Genomic DNA, 16,764 nt, shown 5'->3' with positions numbered 1-16,764 from the left:
TCAAGCATGATGGCCATGACGAAAGTTTCATGCTTCTCAGGCAAAAAACCTTGATTGAAGGCTCAGAAACCGAGGGATTCGGCCGTTAAAGAGACAGCCTGTGATCTGGATCACATTGTGTGTGCTTAACTGGCCACATTGCAGGCACAATGCCATCTCTTTGCCAAGACGGTCGGAGCTTTACCCTTGCCGCGTTCTTCCGCTGTACGTTTCAGTCATTTCATACCTTCACTGCTGTTGTTGCTTGCGGGGTTGGCGGCTGCGTACGTCAAAGACCTCAACGTGTTCTTCACCTCGCTGTTCAACGTGCTGCCAACCCTGGTGCTGTTGCTGGGCGGGTCGTATTGCGCGGTTTACCGACGCCAGCGCGAACTGTTTCTGATGGTCACGGTGTACATCGCCTACTTTTTGCTCGATACCCAGACCGACTATTACCGTGACAACGGCAAGGTGCGCGAAGACGCGGCCGTGGTGTTCCATCTGGTCTGCCTGCTGTTGCCCTTGTTGTTCGGACTGTTCGCCGCGTGGCAGGAGCGCACGCACCTGTTCCAGGATATGGTGGCGCGGTTTGCCGTACTGCTGGCGTTTGGCAGCGTGGCGCTGGGGTTGGAGCAAAGTTATCCGCAGGCGTTGCTGATGTGGCTTTCCGAGATTCGCTGGCCGGCGCTGCACGGCGCGTGGATGAGCCTGATCCAGATGTCCTATCCGGTGTTCCTCTCGGCGTTCCTGTTGCTGGCCTGGCAGTACTGGCGCAACCCGCGTCCACTGCACGCGGCGCAACTGGTGGGGTTGCTCGGGGTGTTCTGGATGCTGCCGAAAACCTTCATCCTGCCGTTCACCCTGAACATCATGTGCAGCCAGGTGATGCTGATGATTGCGGCGGCCGTAGCGCACGAGGCTTACCAAATGGCCTTCCGCGACGAACTCACCGGCCTGCCGGGCCGTCGCGCACTCAACGAGCGTATGCAGCGTCTGGGGCGCAACTATGTGCTGGCGATGAGCGACGTCGATCATTTCAAGAAATTCAACGACACCCACGGTCACGACGTGGGTGACCAGGTCCTGCGACTGGTGGCCAGCAAGCTGTCCAAAATCAGCGGTGGCGGTAGGGCGTATCGCTACGGGGGTGAGGAATTCGCCCTGGTGTTTGCGGGCAAGACCCTTGAAGAGTGCATGCCGCACCTGGAAGTCATCCGCGAGTCGATCGCGTCCTACAACATCCAGTTGCGCAATCAGGAAAACCGCCCGCAGGACGACCAGCAGGGTCGCCAGCGTCGTGCCGGTTCCGGTGCGTCCAGTGTGTCCGTGACGGTGAGCATCGGCGTCGCCGAGCGTGTGGAGCAGCGCAACCCGGAGCAAGTGCTCAAATCCGCCGACGAAGCGCTCTATGCCGCCAAAGGGGCAGGTCGAAACTGCGTGATGGCGTTCGGTCAGAACCGTCGTGGCGCGGTGCGCATGGACAGCGCCGCAGGTTGAGTGATGACGGCGCATTCAGCGTCTGGACAGTGATTGTGGGGCAGGGTGGCCGGCAGTAGGTTGGAGAAATCTGCTGAAGGAGAAGCCACCATGCCCGAGTACAAAGCTCCCCTGCGCGACATGCGCTTTCTGATCGACCACGTCTTCGACTTTCACACCCAGTACGCGGCCCTCGGCGCCCACGACGCCAGCCCGGACATGGTCAACGCGATCCTCGACGAAGGCGCGAAGTTCTGTGAGAACGTTCTGGCACCGCTCAATCGCAGCGGTGACGAAGAGGGCTGCCAATTCGACAACGGCGTGGTGACAACGCCTACAGGCTTCAAGCAGGCCTTCGCACAATACGTGGAAGGTGGCTGGCACGGTCTGGCGGCAGACCCGACCTACGGCGGTCAGGGCCTGCCGAGTTCGCTGGGGCTGGTGATCAGCGAAATGGTCGCCTCCAGCAACACTTCCTGGGGCATGTACCCGGGCCTGACCCACGGCGCCATGTCGGCGATCCACGCCCACGGCACCGAGGAACAGAAAAACACCTATCTGCGCAAACTCACTGCGGGCCAGTGGACCGGAACCATGTGCCTGACCGAAGCCCATTGCGGCACCGACCTGGGCATCATCAAGACCCGCGCCGTGCCTCAGGCCGACGGTAGTTACGCGGTCACCGGCAGCAAGATTTTCATCTCCGCCGGCGAGCACGACATGAGCGACAACATCATTCATCTGGTGTTGGCCAAACTGCCGGACGCGCCGGCCGGGACCAAGGGGATTTCGCTGTTCATCGTGCCGAAATTCCTGCCGGATACAGCCGGTGAGGCGGGGGAACGCAACGGCGTTTCCTGCGGTTCGATCGAGCACAAGATGGGCATCAAGGCTTCGGCCACTTGCGTGCTGAACTTCGATGACGCCAAAGGCTTCCTGATCGGCGAGCCGAACAAAGGCCTGAATTGCATGTTCACCATGATGAACCATGCGCGCCTCGGCACCGGGATGCAGGGCCTTTGTCTGGGCGAGGCGAGTTTCCAGGGCGCAATCAAATACGCCAACGACCGTCTGCAGATGCGCGCCCTGACTGGCGCCAAAGCCCCGGACAAACCGGCGGATCCGATCATCGTCCACCCGGACGTGCGACGCATGCTGCTGACCATGAAAGCCTTCAATGAAGGCAACCGCGCGCTGACCTATTTCACCGCGCAGATGCTCGATGTCGCGCACCTGAGCCCGGACGCCGACGCGCGTCAGGACGCTGAAGATCTGTTGGCGTTCCTGACCCCGATCTGCAAGGCGTTCATGACCGACACCGGTCTGGAGGTGACCAACCACGGCATGCAGGTGTTCGGCGGCCACGGTTTTATCCGCGAGTGGGGCATGGAGCAACTGGTTCGCGATTGCCGGATCGCGCCGATCTACGAGGGCACCAACGGCATTCAAGCACTGGATCTGCTGGGGCGCAAAGTCCTCGGCAGCCAAGGCAAGCTGCTGCGCAACTTCACCAAGATCGTCCACAAGTTCTGCGCCGCCAACGCCGGGCATGCGCATCTGGGCGGGTTTGTGGCGCAACTCGACAGCCTTAATCAGCAGTGGAGCGAACTGACCATGCAGGTCGGTATGGCGGCGATGAAGAATCCGGATGAAGTTGGCGCCGCGTCGGTGGATTACCTGATGTACAGCGGTTACATCGTCCTCGGCTATCTGTGGTTGCGCATGGCGCTGGTCGCCCAGACACAGCTGGAGTCGGGCGAAGGTGATGGCGATTTCTGTCAGGGCAAACTGGCCACGTGCGAGTTTTACTTCAAGCGGTTGTTGCCACGTACTGCGGCGCATCGCGCGGCGATTGAGGCGGGCAGTGATTGCCTGATGAAATTGCCGGCGCAGTTGTTCTCGCTGTAACACGCCCCTGTTAAACAAAAGAGCCCGCTGATTGCGGGCTTCTTTATGGGTGCTATCTAGTGACTAAAAATAACAAAACAGTCATGGCCTGACCCTATGTGTCGCAAAAGTTGTTGGGTTACACTCCAGCTCAACGAAATCACCTTTCCACGAATCACCTGTTTAGATCTTTGCGAGGTTTGCCATGGCTGACTACAAAGCGCCGCTGCGCGATATGCGCTTCGTCCTCAATGAAGTGTTCGAAGTCGCCAAACTCTGGGCCGAACTGCCGGCCCTGGCCGAGACTGTCGACGCGGAAACCGTCGAAGCGATTCTCGAAGAGGCCGGCAAGGTCACCAGCAAAAGTATCGCGCCCCTGAGCCGTGCGGCCGACGAAGAAGGCTGCCACTGGGCCGACGGTGCTGTCACCACGCCAGCCGGTTTCCCACAGGCCTATCAGACTTATGCCGAAGGCGGCTGGGTCGGTGTTGGCGGTGATCCTGAATACGGCGGCATGGGCATGCCCAAAGCCGTGTCGGCCCAGGTCGAAGAAATGGTCAACTCTGCCAGCCTGTCCTTCGGTCTGTACCCGATGCTGACTGCCGGCGCCTGCCTGTCGATCAACGCCCACGCCAGTGAAGAACTGAAAGCCGCTTACCTGCCGAATATGTACGCCGGGATCTGGGCCGGCTCCATGTGCCTGACCGAGCCGCATGCCGGCACCGACCTGGGCATCATTCGCACCAAGGCCGAGCCTCAGGCGGACGGTTCCTACAAGGTCAGCGGCACCAAGATCTTCATCACCGGCGGTGAGCACGACCTGACCGAAAACATCATCCACCTGGTGCTGGCCAAGCTGCCGGACGCGCCGGCGGGGCCGAAAGGCATTTCGCTGTTCCTGGTGCCGAAGTTCATGGTCAATGCCGATGGCAGCCTGGGTGCGCGCAACCCGGCGAACTGCGGTTCGATCGAACACAAGATGGGCATCCAGGCCTCCGCCACGTGCGTGATGAACTTCGACGAAGCCGTGGGTTACCTGGTCGGCGAGCCGAACAAAGGCCTGGCCGCGATGTTCACCATGATGAACTACGAGCGTCTGGGTGTCGGTATCCAAGGCCTGGCTACCGGCGAGCGCTCGTACCAGAACGCCATCGAATACGCCCGCGACCGCCTGCAAAGCCGTTCGCCGACCGGCGCGCAGAACAAGGACAAGGTGGCCGACCCGATCATCGTCCACCCGGACGTGCGTCGCATGCTGCTGACCATGAAAGCCTCGAACGAAGGCGGCCGTGCGTTCTCCACCTACGTGGCGATGCAACTCGACACCGCCAAGTTCAGTGAAGACGCTGCCACCCGTAAACGTGCCGAGGACCTGGTTGCCTTGCTGACGCCAGTGGCCAAGGCGTTCCTGACCGACCTGGGTCTGGAAACCACTGTCCATGGCCAGCAGATCTTCGGCGGCCACGGCTACATCCGCGAGTGGGGCCAGGAGCAACTGGTGCGTGACGTACGCATCACCCAGATCTACGAAGGCACCAACGGCATTCAGGCGCTGGACCTGGTGGGTCGCAAGATCGTCGGCAGCGGCGGTGCGTTCTACAAACTGTTCGCCGACGAGATCCGCCATTTCACCGCCACCGCCAGTGCCAATCTCGGCGAGTTCACCAAGCCGCTGAATGACGCCGTCGACACCCTCGACGAGCTGACCTCGTGGCTGTTGGACCGGGCGAAAACCAATCCGAACGAAATCGGTGCGGCGTCGGTCGAGTATCTGCAGGTGTTTGGCTACGTGTCCTACGCCTACATGTGGGCGCTGATGGCCAAGGCATCGCTGGGCAAAGAAGCGCAGGACGATTTCTACGCGAGCAAACTCGGCACCGCGCGGTTCTATTTCGCCCGTCTGCTGCCGCGGATTCACTCGTTGAGCGCGTCGGTGAAGGCCGGCAGCGAGTCGCTGTTCCTGCTGGATGCCGGGCAGTTCTGATGATGTAACGTCATGTAAGCAATCTCTTACATGACGTGCTGCTGTTCTCCCATAGGCGCAGATTGGATCCAGAGCTAATCTACATTTCATGGACGTCGCGCAGGAAGCGCAAAGCAACAACACGGACACGTAGGATTCTGCCAGGGTGGCGGAGTGAAATGGATGTCAGGGAAACAGTCTGCAAAGCCCCGCTTCGGCGGGGTTTTCTTTTGCCCGCAGAAAAGTTTTCAGCTCAGCGGATCCATGGCTGGCGCGCCTTTGAGCGGTTTGTCCTCGCGCTGCATCACCTCTTCCAGCAAGGTTCGCAGCAAGGCCAATGGCGCCTGCTGGCGTTGTACGTCGCGACATACCAGCCCGACCTTCAACGGCACACGCGGCTCACTTAGCGGTTTCCACAGCAGATCCTGATCGTCGTACTCCTTTTGCGAACGACCGGGCAGCACCGTCGCCAGACGTGTGTGCGGCAGGCTGTCGAGAATCCCCACCATATTGTTCAGTTCCGCCTGCACTTGCGGGCGGCGTCCAAGGCTGGCCAGTTGGGCCTGCCAGATCTGGCGGATCTGGAATTCCTCGCCCAGCAGCAGCATCGGCAATTCGGCAGCCTGGCTCATCGAGACTTTCTTGAACTCCCGCAATGGATGATCCGCCGGGATGACCAGCGTCAGTTCATCTTCGTACAGCATCACGCCGTGCAGCCCCGGCTGGCGTGGCGGCAGATAACTGATGCCAATGTCCAGCGAGCCATTGAGCAGGCGCCGCTCGATCTCCAATCCTGTCAGTTCATAAATCTGTACTACCAGATGCGGCTGGGCCTTGCGCACCCGTTCCAGCATTTGCGGCACCAGGCTGGTGTGCACGGTTTGCAGTACGCCAATCGCCAGCGTGCGCAGCGCCTGCCCCTTGAAGTTGCCCAGCGCCTCACGCGCGCGTTGCATGCCGTCGAGCAGTGGCAGGGCGTGGTTGTATAGCGTATGGGCGGCGAGGGTCGGCAGCAGGCGTTTGCTGCTGCGTTCGAACAGGGTGACGTCGAGGTTCTGTTCCAGGTGGCGGATCTGCTGGGACAGCGCCGGCTGGGAGATCGACAGACGTTCGGCGGCACGTCCGACGTGACCTTCTTCGTAGACCGCGACGAAATAACGCAGTTGTTTGAAATCCATAAGTAATACTTATCGAAAATGCTGAGAAATCGAAATGGCCGGCGGCCGTGTGTGAGCCTAGTCTAACCGCATCCACGGGGCTTACAGGGCCGGAAAGGGCAATGACCAGCGATTGTTTCGATAACGATTACATAGGCAGTTCAAAAAACCTCCTGCGAGGCTTTTTGCAATGAATCTGTTCAGCCTGCGGCGCCAGACGCCGAGCCTCGATGACCTGGCTTTTGAAACCCATGAATCGGATGCCGCTGACGGCCTGAATGCCGAGCGCCTGATGCCCAGCGTCGAACGCCCGCAACAGGTGTTCGTTCGCGGCCAGGGTTCCTGGCTGTGGGACAGCAATGACCGCGCCTATCTGGACTTTTCCCAGGCCGGTGGCGCTAACAGCCTCGGCCACAGCCCTTCGGCACTGGTCAAAGCCATCGCCAGCCAGGCCCAGGCCCTGATCAATCCCGGCTTCAATCTGCACAATCGCGGCATGCTCAGCCTCGCCGAGCGTCTGTGTGCCAGTACCTCAAGCGATCAAGCATATTTGCTCAACAGTGGCAGCGAAGCCTGTGAAGCCGCAATCAAGCTGGCGCGTAAATGGGGTCAACTGCATCGCGGTGGTGCCTCGCGGATCATTGTCGCCAGACAAGGCTGCCACGGACGTAGTCTGGCGACGATTTCGGCGTCGGACAGTTGCAACCTGCATAATCGCTTTGCGCCGCTGCTGCCGGGCTTTGATCTGGTGCCGTTCAATGACCTGCCAGCGCTGCATGCCGCGGTCGATGCGCAGACCGTGGCGATCATGCTCGAACCGATCCAGAGCGATGCCGGTGTGATTCCTGCGACTGAGCATTACCTCAAGGGTGTCGAGCGCCTGTGCCGTGAGCTGGGGATTCTGCTGATTCTCGACGAGGTGCAGACCGGCATCGGCCGCTGCGGCACCTTGCTCGCCGAACAATCCTACGGCGTGCGCGCCGATATCGTCGTGCTCGGCAAAGGCCTCGGCGGTGGCGTGCCACTGGCTGCATTGCTGGCGCGAGGCAAGGCCTGCTGTTTCGACTCCGGCGAGTTGGGCGGGACTCATCACGGCAACGCGCTGATGACCGCTGCAGGGCTGGTGGTGCTAGACAGCGTGCAGGACCGCGCATTCCTCGAACAGATCCGGGAAAACGGCCAGCATCTGCGCGAAGGGCTCGCTCGTCTGGCGCATCGTTATGAACATGGCGAGTTGCGCGGGCAAGGGCTGTTTTGGGGACTGACCCTGTCGGAAGACTCTGCCGAGGCCGTCGTCAAAGCTGCGCTCCATGAAGGTTTGCTGCTCAACGCCCCGCAGGCCAACTGCCTGCGCTTCACCCCGGCGCTTACCGTCAGCAAGGCCAATATCGACGAAATGCTCCTGCGTCTCGCCCGCGCCTTCTCCCGGGTACGTACTGCGCAACTGCAATGCCGAAAAGGGATTGCCGTCTGAGCTGAAGTTTCCCACCCGAATTCAAGAACCGTCTCGCGGTATAACGCACGCCCCACGCCTGATTTTTTTGGCGTGGGGCGTTTTTTTGTGGCCGGGTAATGGCATTCAAATGGCGAGATCGCGGGTTGTACTGAACCCTGACAAACGGCACAGGTCGATTAGCTTGTATGGCTCAGTCGAGCCAACCCCCAATCAGGAGCTGCCCCATGGACTTCATTCGAATCATCATCGCCATTCTGTTGCCGCCACTGGGTGTGTTTCTGCAGGTCGGGTTCGGCGGTGCGTTCTGGCTGAACATTCTGCTGACGCTGTGCGGCTACATCCCGGGGATCGTGCATGCGGTGTACATCATCGCCAAGCGCTGAGTTTCAGTCCGCCAGACCCATCACTCGCCGGTAGAAGCGCCACTCCTGCTCCAGCGCATGGGCCTGATTGACGGCCCGGCGGAAGCCGTGACGTTCGTCGGCGTAGTAATGCGCTTCGACCTCGATGCCGTTTTGCTCCAGAGCCGCGACCATGTCGCGGGTCTGTTGCGGCACGACCACGGCGTCCAGTTCACCCTGGAAGAAAATCACCGGTACGCGAATGTTGCTGGCGTGCAGCAACGGCGTGCGGGCCGCGTAGCGTTCGGCGTCTTGCTCGGGATCGCCGATCAGCCAGTCCAGATAATCGCCTTCGAACTTGTGTGTCGCGCGGCCCAGGGCGACCGGGTCACTGACGCCGTACAGGCTGGCGCCAGCGCGGAACACGTGATGGAACGCCAGGGCACACAACGTCGTGTAGCCGCCGGCGCTGCCGCCACGGATGAATGCACGCTCGCCGTCGATCATGCCGCGTTCATTCAGGTAAGCCACTACCGCACAGGCATCCTCGACATCCACCGCGCCCCAACTCAGATGCAACGCTTGCCGGTATTCCCGGCCATAGCCGCTGCTGCCACGGTAGTTGAGGTCGGCAACGGCGAAGCCGCGTTGCGTCCAGTACTGGATGCGCGGGTCGAGCATCGGGTAGCACGCCGATGTCGGGCCGCCATGGATGAACACCACCAACGGCGGTTTCTCATCGCCATTGGTGGCCGGGTAAAAGAAGCCGTGAGCCTCGCCCGAACCGCTGGGATAGCGCAGGGTTTGCGGGCGGCTGATGCGCTCGACGGGCAGCGGTGCAATGCCGCCGGCCAGCACTTTCACTTCACGCGAATCGCGATCAATGGCGAGTACCGCTGAAGGGCTGATCGGTGAAGCGGCGATGCAATAAATGAACTGATCATCGACAGCCAGATGACGGAAGCGACTGTAGTCGCCGGTGAAGTCTTCGCCGTTGAGCGCGAGGCGACCAAAACCGCCTTCGCTCCAGCTCGCCAAAAAGCCTTCGTCGGTGGGCAGCCAGGTGCAGCCGCCGAGTTGCCATGGGGCCGGCGCGTGATCGGCTGCGGCACAGGGTAGCGGTTGCAAGCCGTCTGCAGACTCGATCCACGGCTGCCAATATCCATTACGGTCGGTCAGACAGCCCAGTCGGCCATTGGCATCGAAGCGCGGTTGCTGGATCGACTCTTCAAGCGTTTCACCGGCCACGCAACGTGGGGCAGAAAATCCATTACCTGTGCGCTCGGCGAGCATCAAACGGGTGGACGTCCACGGTTGATGCGGGCGGCTCCACTCGATCCACGCCAGGTGCTGACCATCCGGGCTGATGATTGGCGAGGCGTAGAAATCCGCGCCTTCAGCCAGCCTATGGCGGGCACCAGTCGCCAGATCGATGGCCACTAGCCGATGGCAATCACCGTTCTCTTCAACGGCCAGCACCTGCCCATCGGCAAAGTGCAGATCACCATATCGGCACTCGCCCGACGTCAGAACCTCGGGCTCTCCATCCAGCGTCTGGCGATACAGCTGTTGATCCGCCTCGTTGATGAAGACTACTCCATCAGGCGTCAGACAAAACGCCCCACCACCATATTCGTACACCCGGCTGCGAACGCTGAAACCTGCAGGCGTCAGACATTTCGCCGCGCCATCGCGCCAGTGCCAGATCCGGCATGCGGCGTCTGCGGGGCGGTATTCATTCCAGAACAAGCCATGGGCACCGAGCTGCAATTCGGCGAAATCCACGCCAGCGGCAACCGCGGCAGTGGCGCTGAAAGGCTCAGCCTTTGGCGATGAGGCGCGAGTTTCGTTCATTGCGAAAGGCCAGTTGTTCGATGGTCTGGGTGGCGTGCTCGGCTTCTTCGCGGGCCTTGAGGATCACACCGTGATGTTCGGACTTGCTGCACACCGGGTCGGCATTGCTGGCATCGCCCGTGAGCATGAACGCCTGGCAGCGGCAGCCGCCGAAGTCCTGTTCTTTCTCGTCGCAGGAGCGGCACGGCTCGGGCATCCAGTCATAACCGCGAAAGCGGTTGAAGCCGAACGAGTCGTACCAGATGTGCTGCATGCTGTGGTCGCGGACATTGGGAAATTGTACCGGCAGCTGTCGGGCGCCATGACAGGGCAGGGCGGTGCCGTCCGGCGTGACCGTCAGAAACAGGCTGCCCCAGCCGTTCATGCAGGCTTTCGGGCGCTCTTCGTAGTAGTCCGGAGTGACGAAAATCAGCTTGCACGGATGCCCTTCGGCTTCCAGTTTGGCGCGGTATTCATTGGTGATGCGTTCGGCGCGGACCAGTTGTTCCTTGGTCGGCAACAGGCCGACACGATTGAGCTGCGCCCAGCCGTAGAACTGGCAGGTGGCGAGCTCAACGAAGTCCGCTTCGAGCGCGATGCACAGCTCGATGATGCGGTCGATCTTGTCGATGTTGTGCCGATGGGTGACGAAGTTCAGCACCATCGGATAGCCGTGGGCCTTCACGGCGCGCGCCATTTCCAGTTTCTGCGCGAAGGCTTTTTTCGAGCCGGCGAGGAGGTTGTTCACTTGCTCGTCGCTGGCCTGGAAACTGATCTGGATGTGGTCGAGCCCGGCTTTCTTGAAGTCGCTGATCTTCTGCTCGGTCAGGCCGATGCCAGAGGTGATCAGGTTGGTGTAGAAACCCAACTGGCGCGCTTCCCGGATCAGCTCGGCGAGGTCCTGGCGTACCAGCGGCTCGCCGCCGGAGAAGCCCAGTTGCGCCGCGCCCATCTCCCGCGCTTCGCGAAATACCTTGATCCACTGCTCGGTGCTCAGCTCTTTGCCCTGCTCGGCGAAATCCAGCGGATTGGAGCAGTACGGGCATTGCAGCGGGCAGCGGTAAGTCAGCTCGGCGAGCAGCCACAGCGGCAGGCCGACTTCCGGTTTGGCCGGGACTTGCACCGATGACTCAGGCAAGTTCGATCCAGTGCTGCGCACGGGCAACCTCCATGAATTGCTCGATGTCGTCACCGAGCTCGGGCACGCCGGGGAACTGTCTGTCGAGTTCGGCGATGATCGCCGCGACATCCCGCTCACCGTCGATCAGGCCGCCGATCAGCGCGGCGCTTTCATTGAGCTTGATCATGCCTTCCGGGTACAGCAGCACATGGCCTTTCTGCGCCGGTTCGTACTGGAAACGGTAGCCGGGACGCCAGGTCGGGGTCTTGCTGCGGTCGAAACTCATAAGGCGATTCCTTTATGCCAGACCCGTTGATCGGTGACGCTGTGATACGGCGGGCGGTTCAGTTCGTAGGCCATGCTCATGGCATCGAGCATGCTCCAAAGGATGTCCAGTTTGAACTGGAGAATTTCCAGCATGCGCTCCTGGCCTTCGCGGGTCTTGTAGTGTTCCAGCGTGATCGCCAGACCATGCTCGACATCGCGCCGGGCCTGACCGAGACGGGTACGGAAATATTCGTAGCCGGCCGGGTCGATCCACGGGTAATGCTGCGGCCAGCTGTCGAGACGCGACTGGTGGATCTGCGGCGCGAACAGCTCGGTCAGCGAGCTGCTGGCGGCTTCCTGCCAACTGGCGCGGCGGGCGAAGTTGACGTAGGCGTCGACGGCGAAGCGCACGCCGGGCAGCACCAGTTCCTGGGAGCGCAGTTGATCCGGATCGAGGCCGACGGCCTGGCCGAGACGCAGCCAGGCTTCGATGCCGCCGTCTTCGCCTGGGGCGCCGTCGTGGTCGAGCAGGCGCTGAATCCACTCGCGGCGGATTTCGCGATCCGGGCAGTTGGCCAGAATTGCCGCGTCTTTCAGGGGGATGTTCACCTGATAGTAGAAACGGTTGGCGACCCAGCCCTGGATCTGCTCGCGGGTGGCCCTGCCTTCATACATCGCCACGTGATACGGGTGATGAATGTGGTAATAGGCGCCCTTGGCGCGCAGGGCCGCTTCGAATTCGGCGTGGGACAGCGGGGTGTCGGTCATTGCGGTTCTCCGGGGCATTCGTTACAGGACAATGCTCATGCCGTCATACGCCACTTCAACATTGCGTCGCACCAGTTCCGCGCGCTCCGGGGAGTCTTCGTCGAGAATCGGGTTGGTGTTGTTGATGTGGATAAGCACCTTGCGCTGCTCGGGAAGCTGTTCCAGCACTTCGAGCATGCCGCCGGGGCCGTTCTGCGCCAGGTGGCCCATTTCGCGACCGGTGCGGGTACCGACGCCACGGCGCTGCATTTCATCGTCGTCCCACATCGTCCCGTCCACCAGCACGCAGTCGCTGCCGGCCATGATGTCCAGCAACGGCGCGTCGACCTTGCCCAGGCCCGGGGCATAGAACAGTTTGCCGCCGGTGCTGAGGTCTTCGACGATCAGGCCAATGTTGTCGCCCGGGTGCGGGTCGAAACGGTGTGGCGAATAGGGCGGTGCCGCACTGCGCAACGGCAGCGGGGTGAAGCGCAGGTTCGGGCAGGCGGCGACGGTGAAGCTCTGGTCGAGTTCGATGCGGTTCCAGTCCAGCCCGCCGTTCCAGTGCTTGAGCATGGTGAACAACGGGAAACCGGTGCTCAGGTCTTCGTGGACCATGTCCGTGCACCAGACCTGATGCGGGCAGCCTTCGCGCAGGCTGAGCAGGCCGGTGGTGTGGTCGATCTGGCTGTCCATCAGGATGATCGCGCTGATGCCGGTGTCACGCAGGGCTCGGCCCGGTTGCATCGGGGCGAAGCCCTGAAGCTGCGCGCGGATGTCCGGCGAGGCGTTGCACAGCACCCAGTTCACGCCGTCATCGGAGATGGCAATGGACGATTGGGTGCGGGCCTTGGCATTCAGGCTGCCGTCGCGAAAACCGGCGCAATTGACGCAGTTGCAGTTCCACTGCGGAAAACCGCCACCGGCGGCCGAACCCAGAATCTGGACGAACATGAACGCTCCATCATTTCAACGCTGAAAATAAAACGCCCCGGCGAGCCGAGGCGTTGCACTGCAGTGTTCTGCTTGAGGCAGGACTCAGCGGCTGGCGAAGTACATGGTGACTTCGAAGCCGATGCGCAGGTCGGTGTAAGCAGGTTTGGTCCAGGCCATCGGGTGACTCCTTTTTCAGGTGGGTGAGATAGCGCTATCCATAGGTATAGTCCACGGCAGCGCAGGGATGTTCCAAATAGTTAGGTGGCTATGTTACTCAAAATTTCAGGGGGTTGGCCCGTGAATCTTTGAGAAAGCTCCTTGCAGCCCCGGTAATGATCATTTTGCCGCTTGCCAGGGCGTGCCCGGCGCAAGGTTGTTGGACAGGCCGTGCCAGCCGCCCTCGGCGCGGATCAGGCGTTGTGCGGCGGCCAGCAATGCCGGGCGATCCAGTTGAGCGATGGCGCAGCGCAGTTGTGCCAGATAATCCGACGAGTGGCCGGCGAGTCGGGCCTGCCACAGGAACTCGGCCGCATCTTTGCCGGACAGGGCGCTGTCATCGAACTGATCGGCAAGCGTCTGGCGTTGCTGGGTGAGGCTGGCGTCATCGAGTTGTTCGATCAGGGCTGGCAGGCCATCGAGAAACTGCTGAATGTGGTCGAGCAATTGCGCGGCGGTAGCCGAGGGCGATTGCACACCGAACAGCAATCCGGTCTGGCCGTGGAACTGACGCGGGCCGCTGAACACCGCATAACCCAGTTGCAGTTCGACTCGCAGGCGTTGGTAGAACGGCGTCTGGCACAGGTGCGCGAGCAGGCGCCACGTGGCTTCATCGGCGATTTCGTGGCTGGCGGTCGGGCAGAACAGCAGCAAGGCGTGTTCGCTGGAAGCCCCTTCGATTTGGCGCCACAAGTATCCGGCGTTGATTGCCGATGGTGCGGGTATTTGATTGTCCGGTGTCCCGGGGATGCGACTCAGGGCCAGGCCCATGGCGGATTGAGTCTGTGGGTTGAGTCCCAGCGCCAGACCGTCCCAGCGGGAAGTTGTCCACAGGTGTGCGGCATCGTCAGACGTCGTTAGCGATTGCAGGCCGTGTTCGGGTAATGCCTTGAGCAATTGGCGAATCGGCATCAACGGTTCTTCCGGCTCACTTCGCGCGGAATCGGCATCAACTTGCGTCAGATGTTTCAGCGCATGTTCGAGGACGCTGGGCAATATGTCCTGCAGACCGGTCACCTTCAACAACCACTGATTGCCCGTGGTGCTGAACGAAAGCTCGACCCCGGCCTGGCGTGCTTCATCCGACACTTCCCGCAGACTGCGTTGCAGTTTCTCTTGCAGCTCGGCCGTAGCCGCCGCTTCCATCTGCCAGCGCACATACACCGCGCCTTCGTCCCCGTTGTCCGGCAGCGCTTGGCTGAACTGCATCGGCGAGCGCTCACGGCGGCTGCGCGAGCGGTCCTGAGCAAACGTGCGCAAGCCACGGTGGGCGCTGGTCTGGCCACGGATCAGGCCAGCGTTGGCCAGCGGTTCGGCTGTGCGCAAGAAGGGATTGGCAGCCGGCAGATGCCAGTGACTGCTGAAGTTATCCACAGTGCCGATTTTGCCGAGAATCTCTTTGAGCGCCGCAACGGCCGATTCGGACAAGCCGCTTTCGAGTTGTTCGCTGTCGAGCCGCGCCAGATTCAGTGCGCCGCAGACTTGCTGCTGGCGTTGATGCAGCGCCGCATATTCCTCACGCAATACCGGCCAGTCCTGCTGTGCGGCGAAGAAACTCAGCCAATCCAGCCCTTGCTCGCGAATGGCATCGAGTGACCCGCAGGGTGCAGTGAACTGAAGATGCAGCAACGCCTGCCCTGCGAACTGGTACTGCACGCAGGCCTGCAAACCGTTCGCGAGACCCTGCTGCCGCAAATGCGCGAGCAATCCACCGGGTTTGGCGCTGTTCAACCAGTGACAGAGAAACGCCAGCGCTTCGGCCGACGACTCCGGCAGATCCTCCAGCGCAAACAGCAGATTGCCGCGCCGCTCGCCGACCTGTTGATAACTTGCCTGTGGGTTGTCCATCAAGCGAGCTGGTGCTGCCTGTGCAGTTTTATCCCCAGCGGTCAGCGCGGCGGCAAACTGTTCGGCCAGCACTCGCAGCTCTTCAATGCTCTGCGGCCCGACCAGACTCAGGGTCATCTGCCCCGTGCGGTAAAACTGCTGATGGAAGTCTTTCAGTGCCTGCTGAAACTCCGCGTGTTCTACCGGCAGACTGTCGCGGTTCCCGGCATGAAAACCACGCAACGGATGCGCTGCTGACAAGCCTTCGAACAGCGCCTCTTGCTGCTGAGCTGCGACATCCTGGGACCACGCGACAAACTCTGCCTGCAACACTTCCCGTTCCCGCAACTGATCGTCCGGATTCATACGGGGATGGGTGAGCATGTCTGACAGACGCTCCAGCCCTCCGCTGAAGGACGCTGGCGGCAACTCAAAGAAGAAATCGGTGGTGCGCTCGCGGGTGCTGGCATTCACCTGGCCGCCGTGACCTTGCACGTAGGCCATCAGCCCTTGGCTTGCAGGAAAACGCTCGGTGCCGAGAAACAGCAAATGCTCAAGGAAATGCGCCAGTCCCGGCCACGCCAACGGCACGTCATGACTACCGGCAGCCACCCGCAACGCGGCGGCACTGCGCTTCAGGCCGGGCACGTGACGCAGGGTCACGCGCAAGCCGTTGGCCAGGGTTTCGGTGTGGGGGCGGGGATGAGTCGGCGCAGGCATGGGCACTTCCAGAACAGTGAAGTGCCAATGCTAGCGGATTAGCGCTTGTTGAGCGCGTCGTAAAGTTCGGGGCGGCGGTCGTTGAAGTAGCGGTTGGCGCTGCGGGAGTCGACCATCAACTGGCGATTGAGCTCACCGACGATCAAGGCTTCATCCAGTCCGGCCTGGGCGATGCGGCTGCCATCCGGCGCAGCAATGCTGCTTTGTCCGCAGTAATGGATGTCGCCTTCGTGGCCGCAGTAGTTGGCGTAAGCCACGTAGCACTGGTTTTCGAAAGCGCGGGAGCGCACGGAAACATCAGCAATGAAATCAAAAGGAATCATGTTCGCCGTCGGCACCAGAATCAGCTCGGCACCTTCAAGGGCCAGGCGCCGGGCATTCTCCGGGAACTCCAGGTCGTAGCAGATCAGGAACCCGAGCTTCCAGCCGTTGAGTTCGACGATGGGAAATTCGCCATCGCCGGGGCTGAACATCGAACGATCCAGATCGCCGAACAGATGCGTCTTGCGGTAATTGCACAAGCGATCGCCATTCGAGTCGATTAGCTGCACGGCGTTGTAAATCTGCCCATCCGCCGTGCGCTCGGGGTATCCGTAGAGAATCGCCAGGCCGGCAGCCTTGGCGATCCGCCCGACTTGTTGCGCCCATTCACCGTTGTAGACCTCGGCCAGCGTCGCGACCGCTTCCTTGCCGATGTTGTAGCCGGTCAGGAACATTTCCGGCACCACCAGCAGGTCGGCGCCTTTGGCCTCCATCGCCAGTTGTTGCAGGCGCTGGAGGTTGGCGGCGGGTTCCAGAGGCAGCGGTGGGCATTGGTAAAGGGCTACACGCATCAGGGA

General features: G+C 61.3%; 14 protein-coding genes. 5 read left to right on the top strand and 9 right to left on the bottom strand.

From position 1 onward, the window contains the following. Positions 1-186: 186 nt before the first annotated feature. The 3 genes from IF199_RS27480 to IF199_RS27470 all read left to right on the top strand — a co-directional run bounded on the left by IF199_RS27480 (position 187) and on the right by IF199_RS27470 (position 5,326). The gene (locus IF199_RS27480; RefSeq protein WP_096817856.1) at positions 187-1,476 is read left to right on the top strand and encodes a GGDEF domain-containing protein; all 1,290 of its coding nucleotides are present in this window, start codon (positions 187-189) and stop codon (positions 1,474-1,476) included. Positions 1,477-1,566: 90 nt separating this feature from the next. Beyond that, positions 1,567-3,363: an acyl-CoA dehydrogenase C-terminal domain-containing protein gene (locus IF199_RS27475; protein ID WP_192559144.1), complete on the top strand. Its 1,797-nt coding sequence runs from the start codon at positions 1,567-1,569 to the stop codon at positions 3,361-3,363. 184 nt (positions 3,364-3,547) lie between these two features. Next, on the top strand, positions 3,548-5,326 hold the full coding sequence (locus IF199_RS27470) for an acyl-CoA dehydrogenase C-terminal domain-containing protein (RefSeq protein WP_192559143.1): 1,779 nt from the start codon (positions 3,548-3,550) through the stop codon (positions 5,324-5,326). A gap of 227 nt (positions 5,327-5,553) precedes the next feature. Here the strand turns inward: IF199_RS27470 and IF199_RS27465 are convergent, their stop codons facing one another. Then, positions 5,554-6,483 (bottom strand): LysR family transcriptional regulator, encoded by a 930-nt coding sequence (locus tag IF199_RS27465; RefSeq protein ID WP_192559142.1) that lies wholly within the window; start codon positions 6,481-6,483, stop codon positions 5,554-5,556. 169 nt (positions 6,484-6,652) lie between these two features. Between IF199_RS27465 and IF199_RS27460 the strand changes: the two genes are divergently transcribed. Both IF199_RS27460 and IF199_RS27455 read left to right on the top strand, forming a co-directional pair. Continuing rightward, the gene (locus IF199_RS27460) at positions 6,653-7,936 is read left to right on the top strand and encodes an aspartate aminotransferase family protein (protein ID WP_192559141.1); all 1,284 of its coding nucleotides are present in this window, start codon (positions 6,653-6,655) and stop codon (positions 7,934-7,936) included. A gap of 206 nt (positions 7,937-8,142) precedes the next feature. Continuing rightward, positions 8,143-8,301, top strand: a complete 159-nt coding sequence (locus tag IF199_RS27455; RefSeq protein WP_003228885.1) for a YqaE/Pmp3 family membrane protein — start codon at positions 8,143-8,145, stop codon at positions 8,299-8,301. Positions 8,302-8,304: 3 nt separating this feature from the next. Here the strand turns inward: IF199_RS27455 and IF199_RS27450 are convergent, their stop codons facing one another. The 8 genes from IF199_RS27450 to IF199_RS27415 all read right to left on the bottom strand — a co-directional run bounded on the left by IF199_RS27450 (position 8,305) and on the right by IF199_RS27415 (position 16,758). Next, positions 8,305-10,113 (bottom strand): S9 family peptidase, encoded by a 1,809-nt coding sequence (locus IF199_RS27450; RefSeq protein WP_192559140.1) that lies wholly within the window; start codon positions 10,111-10,113, stop codon positions 8,305-8,307. Continuing rightward, complete coding sequence (gene pqqE / locus IF199_RS27445; RefSeq protein ID WP_192559139.1) at positions 10,079-11,251, bottom strand: pyrroloquinoline quinone biosynthesis protein PqqE; 1,173 nt, start codon at positions 11,249-11,251, stop codon at positions 10,079-10,081. The genes IF199_RS27450 and pqqE overlap by 35 nt, the downstream gene beginning before the upstream one ends. Beyond that, positions 11,223-11,498 carry a pyrroloquinoline quinone biosynthesis peptide chaperone PqqD gene (gene pqqD, locus IF199_RS27440; RefSeq protein WP_007959876.1) on the bottom strand — a complete coding sequence of 92 codons (276 nt, stop codon included), beginning with the start codon at positions 11,496-11,498 and terminating at the stop codon, positions 11,223-11,225. Before pqqD ends, pqqE begins: the two co-directional genes overlap by 29 nt. After that, positions 11,495-12,247: a pyrroloquinoline-quinone synthase PqqC gene (pqqC, locus tag IF199_RS27435; RefSeq protein ID WP_192559138.1), complete on the bottom strand. Its 753-nt coding sequence runs from the start codon at positions 12,245-12,247 to the stop codon at positions 11,495-11,497. The genes pqqD and pqqC overlap by 4 nt, the downstream gene beginning before the upstream one ends. Before the next feature lie 21 nt (positions 12,248-12,268). Next, on the bottom strand, positions 12,269-13,180 hold the full coding sequence (pqqB, locus tag IF199_RS27430) for a pyrroloquinoline quinone biosynthesis protein PqqB (RefSeq protein ID WP_102619779.1): 912 nt from the start codon (positions 13,178-13,180) through the stop codon (positions 12,269-12,271). Between the two features lie 84 nt (positions 13,181-13,264). Further along, positions 13,265-13,339: a pyrroloquinoline quinone precursor peptide PqqA gene (pqqA, locus tag IF199_RS27425; protein ID WP_003444522.1), complete on the bottom strand. Its 75-nt coding sequence runs from the start codon at positions 13,337-13,339 to the stop codon at positions 13,265-13,267. A gap of 159 nt (positions 13,340-13,498) precedes the next feature. Beyond that, on the bottom strand, positions 13,499-15,925 hold the full coding sequence (gene pqqF, locus IF199_RS27420) for a pyrroloquinoline quinone biosynthesis protein PqqF (RefSeq protein ID WP_192559137.1): 2,427 nt from the start codon (positions 15,923-15,925) through the stop codon (positions 13,499-13,501). A 38-nt stretch (positions 15,926-15,963) separates the two neighbouring features. Continuing rightward, the gene (locus IF199_RS27415; protein ID WP_096817871.1) at positions 15,964-16,758 is read right to left on the bottom strand and encodes a carbon-nitrogen hydrolase family protein; all 795 of its coding nucleotides are present in this window, start codon (positions 16,756-16,758) and stop codon (positions 15,964-15,966) included. Positions 16,759-16,764 lie beyond the last annotated feature (6 nt).

Origin of the sequence: Pseudomonas allokribbensis, from assembly GCF_014863605.1 — a bacterium.
GTDB lineage: Bacteria > Pseudomonadota > Gammaproteobacteria > Pseudomonadales > Pseudomonadaceae > Aquipseudomonas > Aquipseudomonas allokribbensis.
This window is presented reverse-complemented; position numbering and strand designations above follow the sequence as displayed.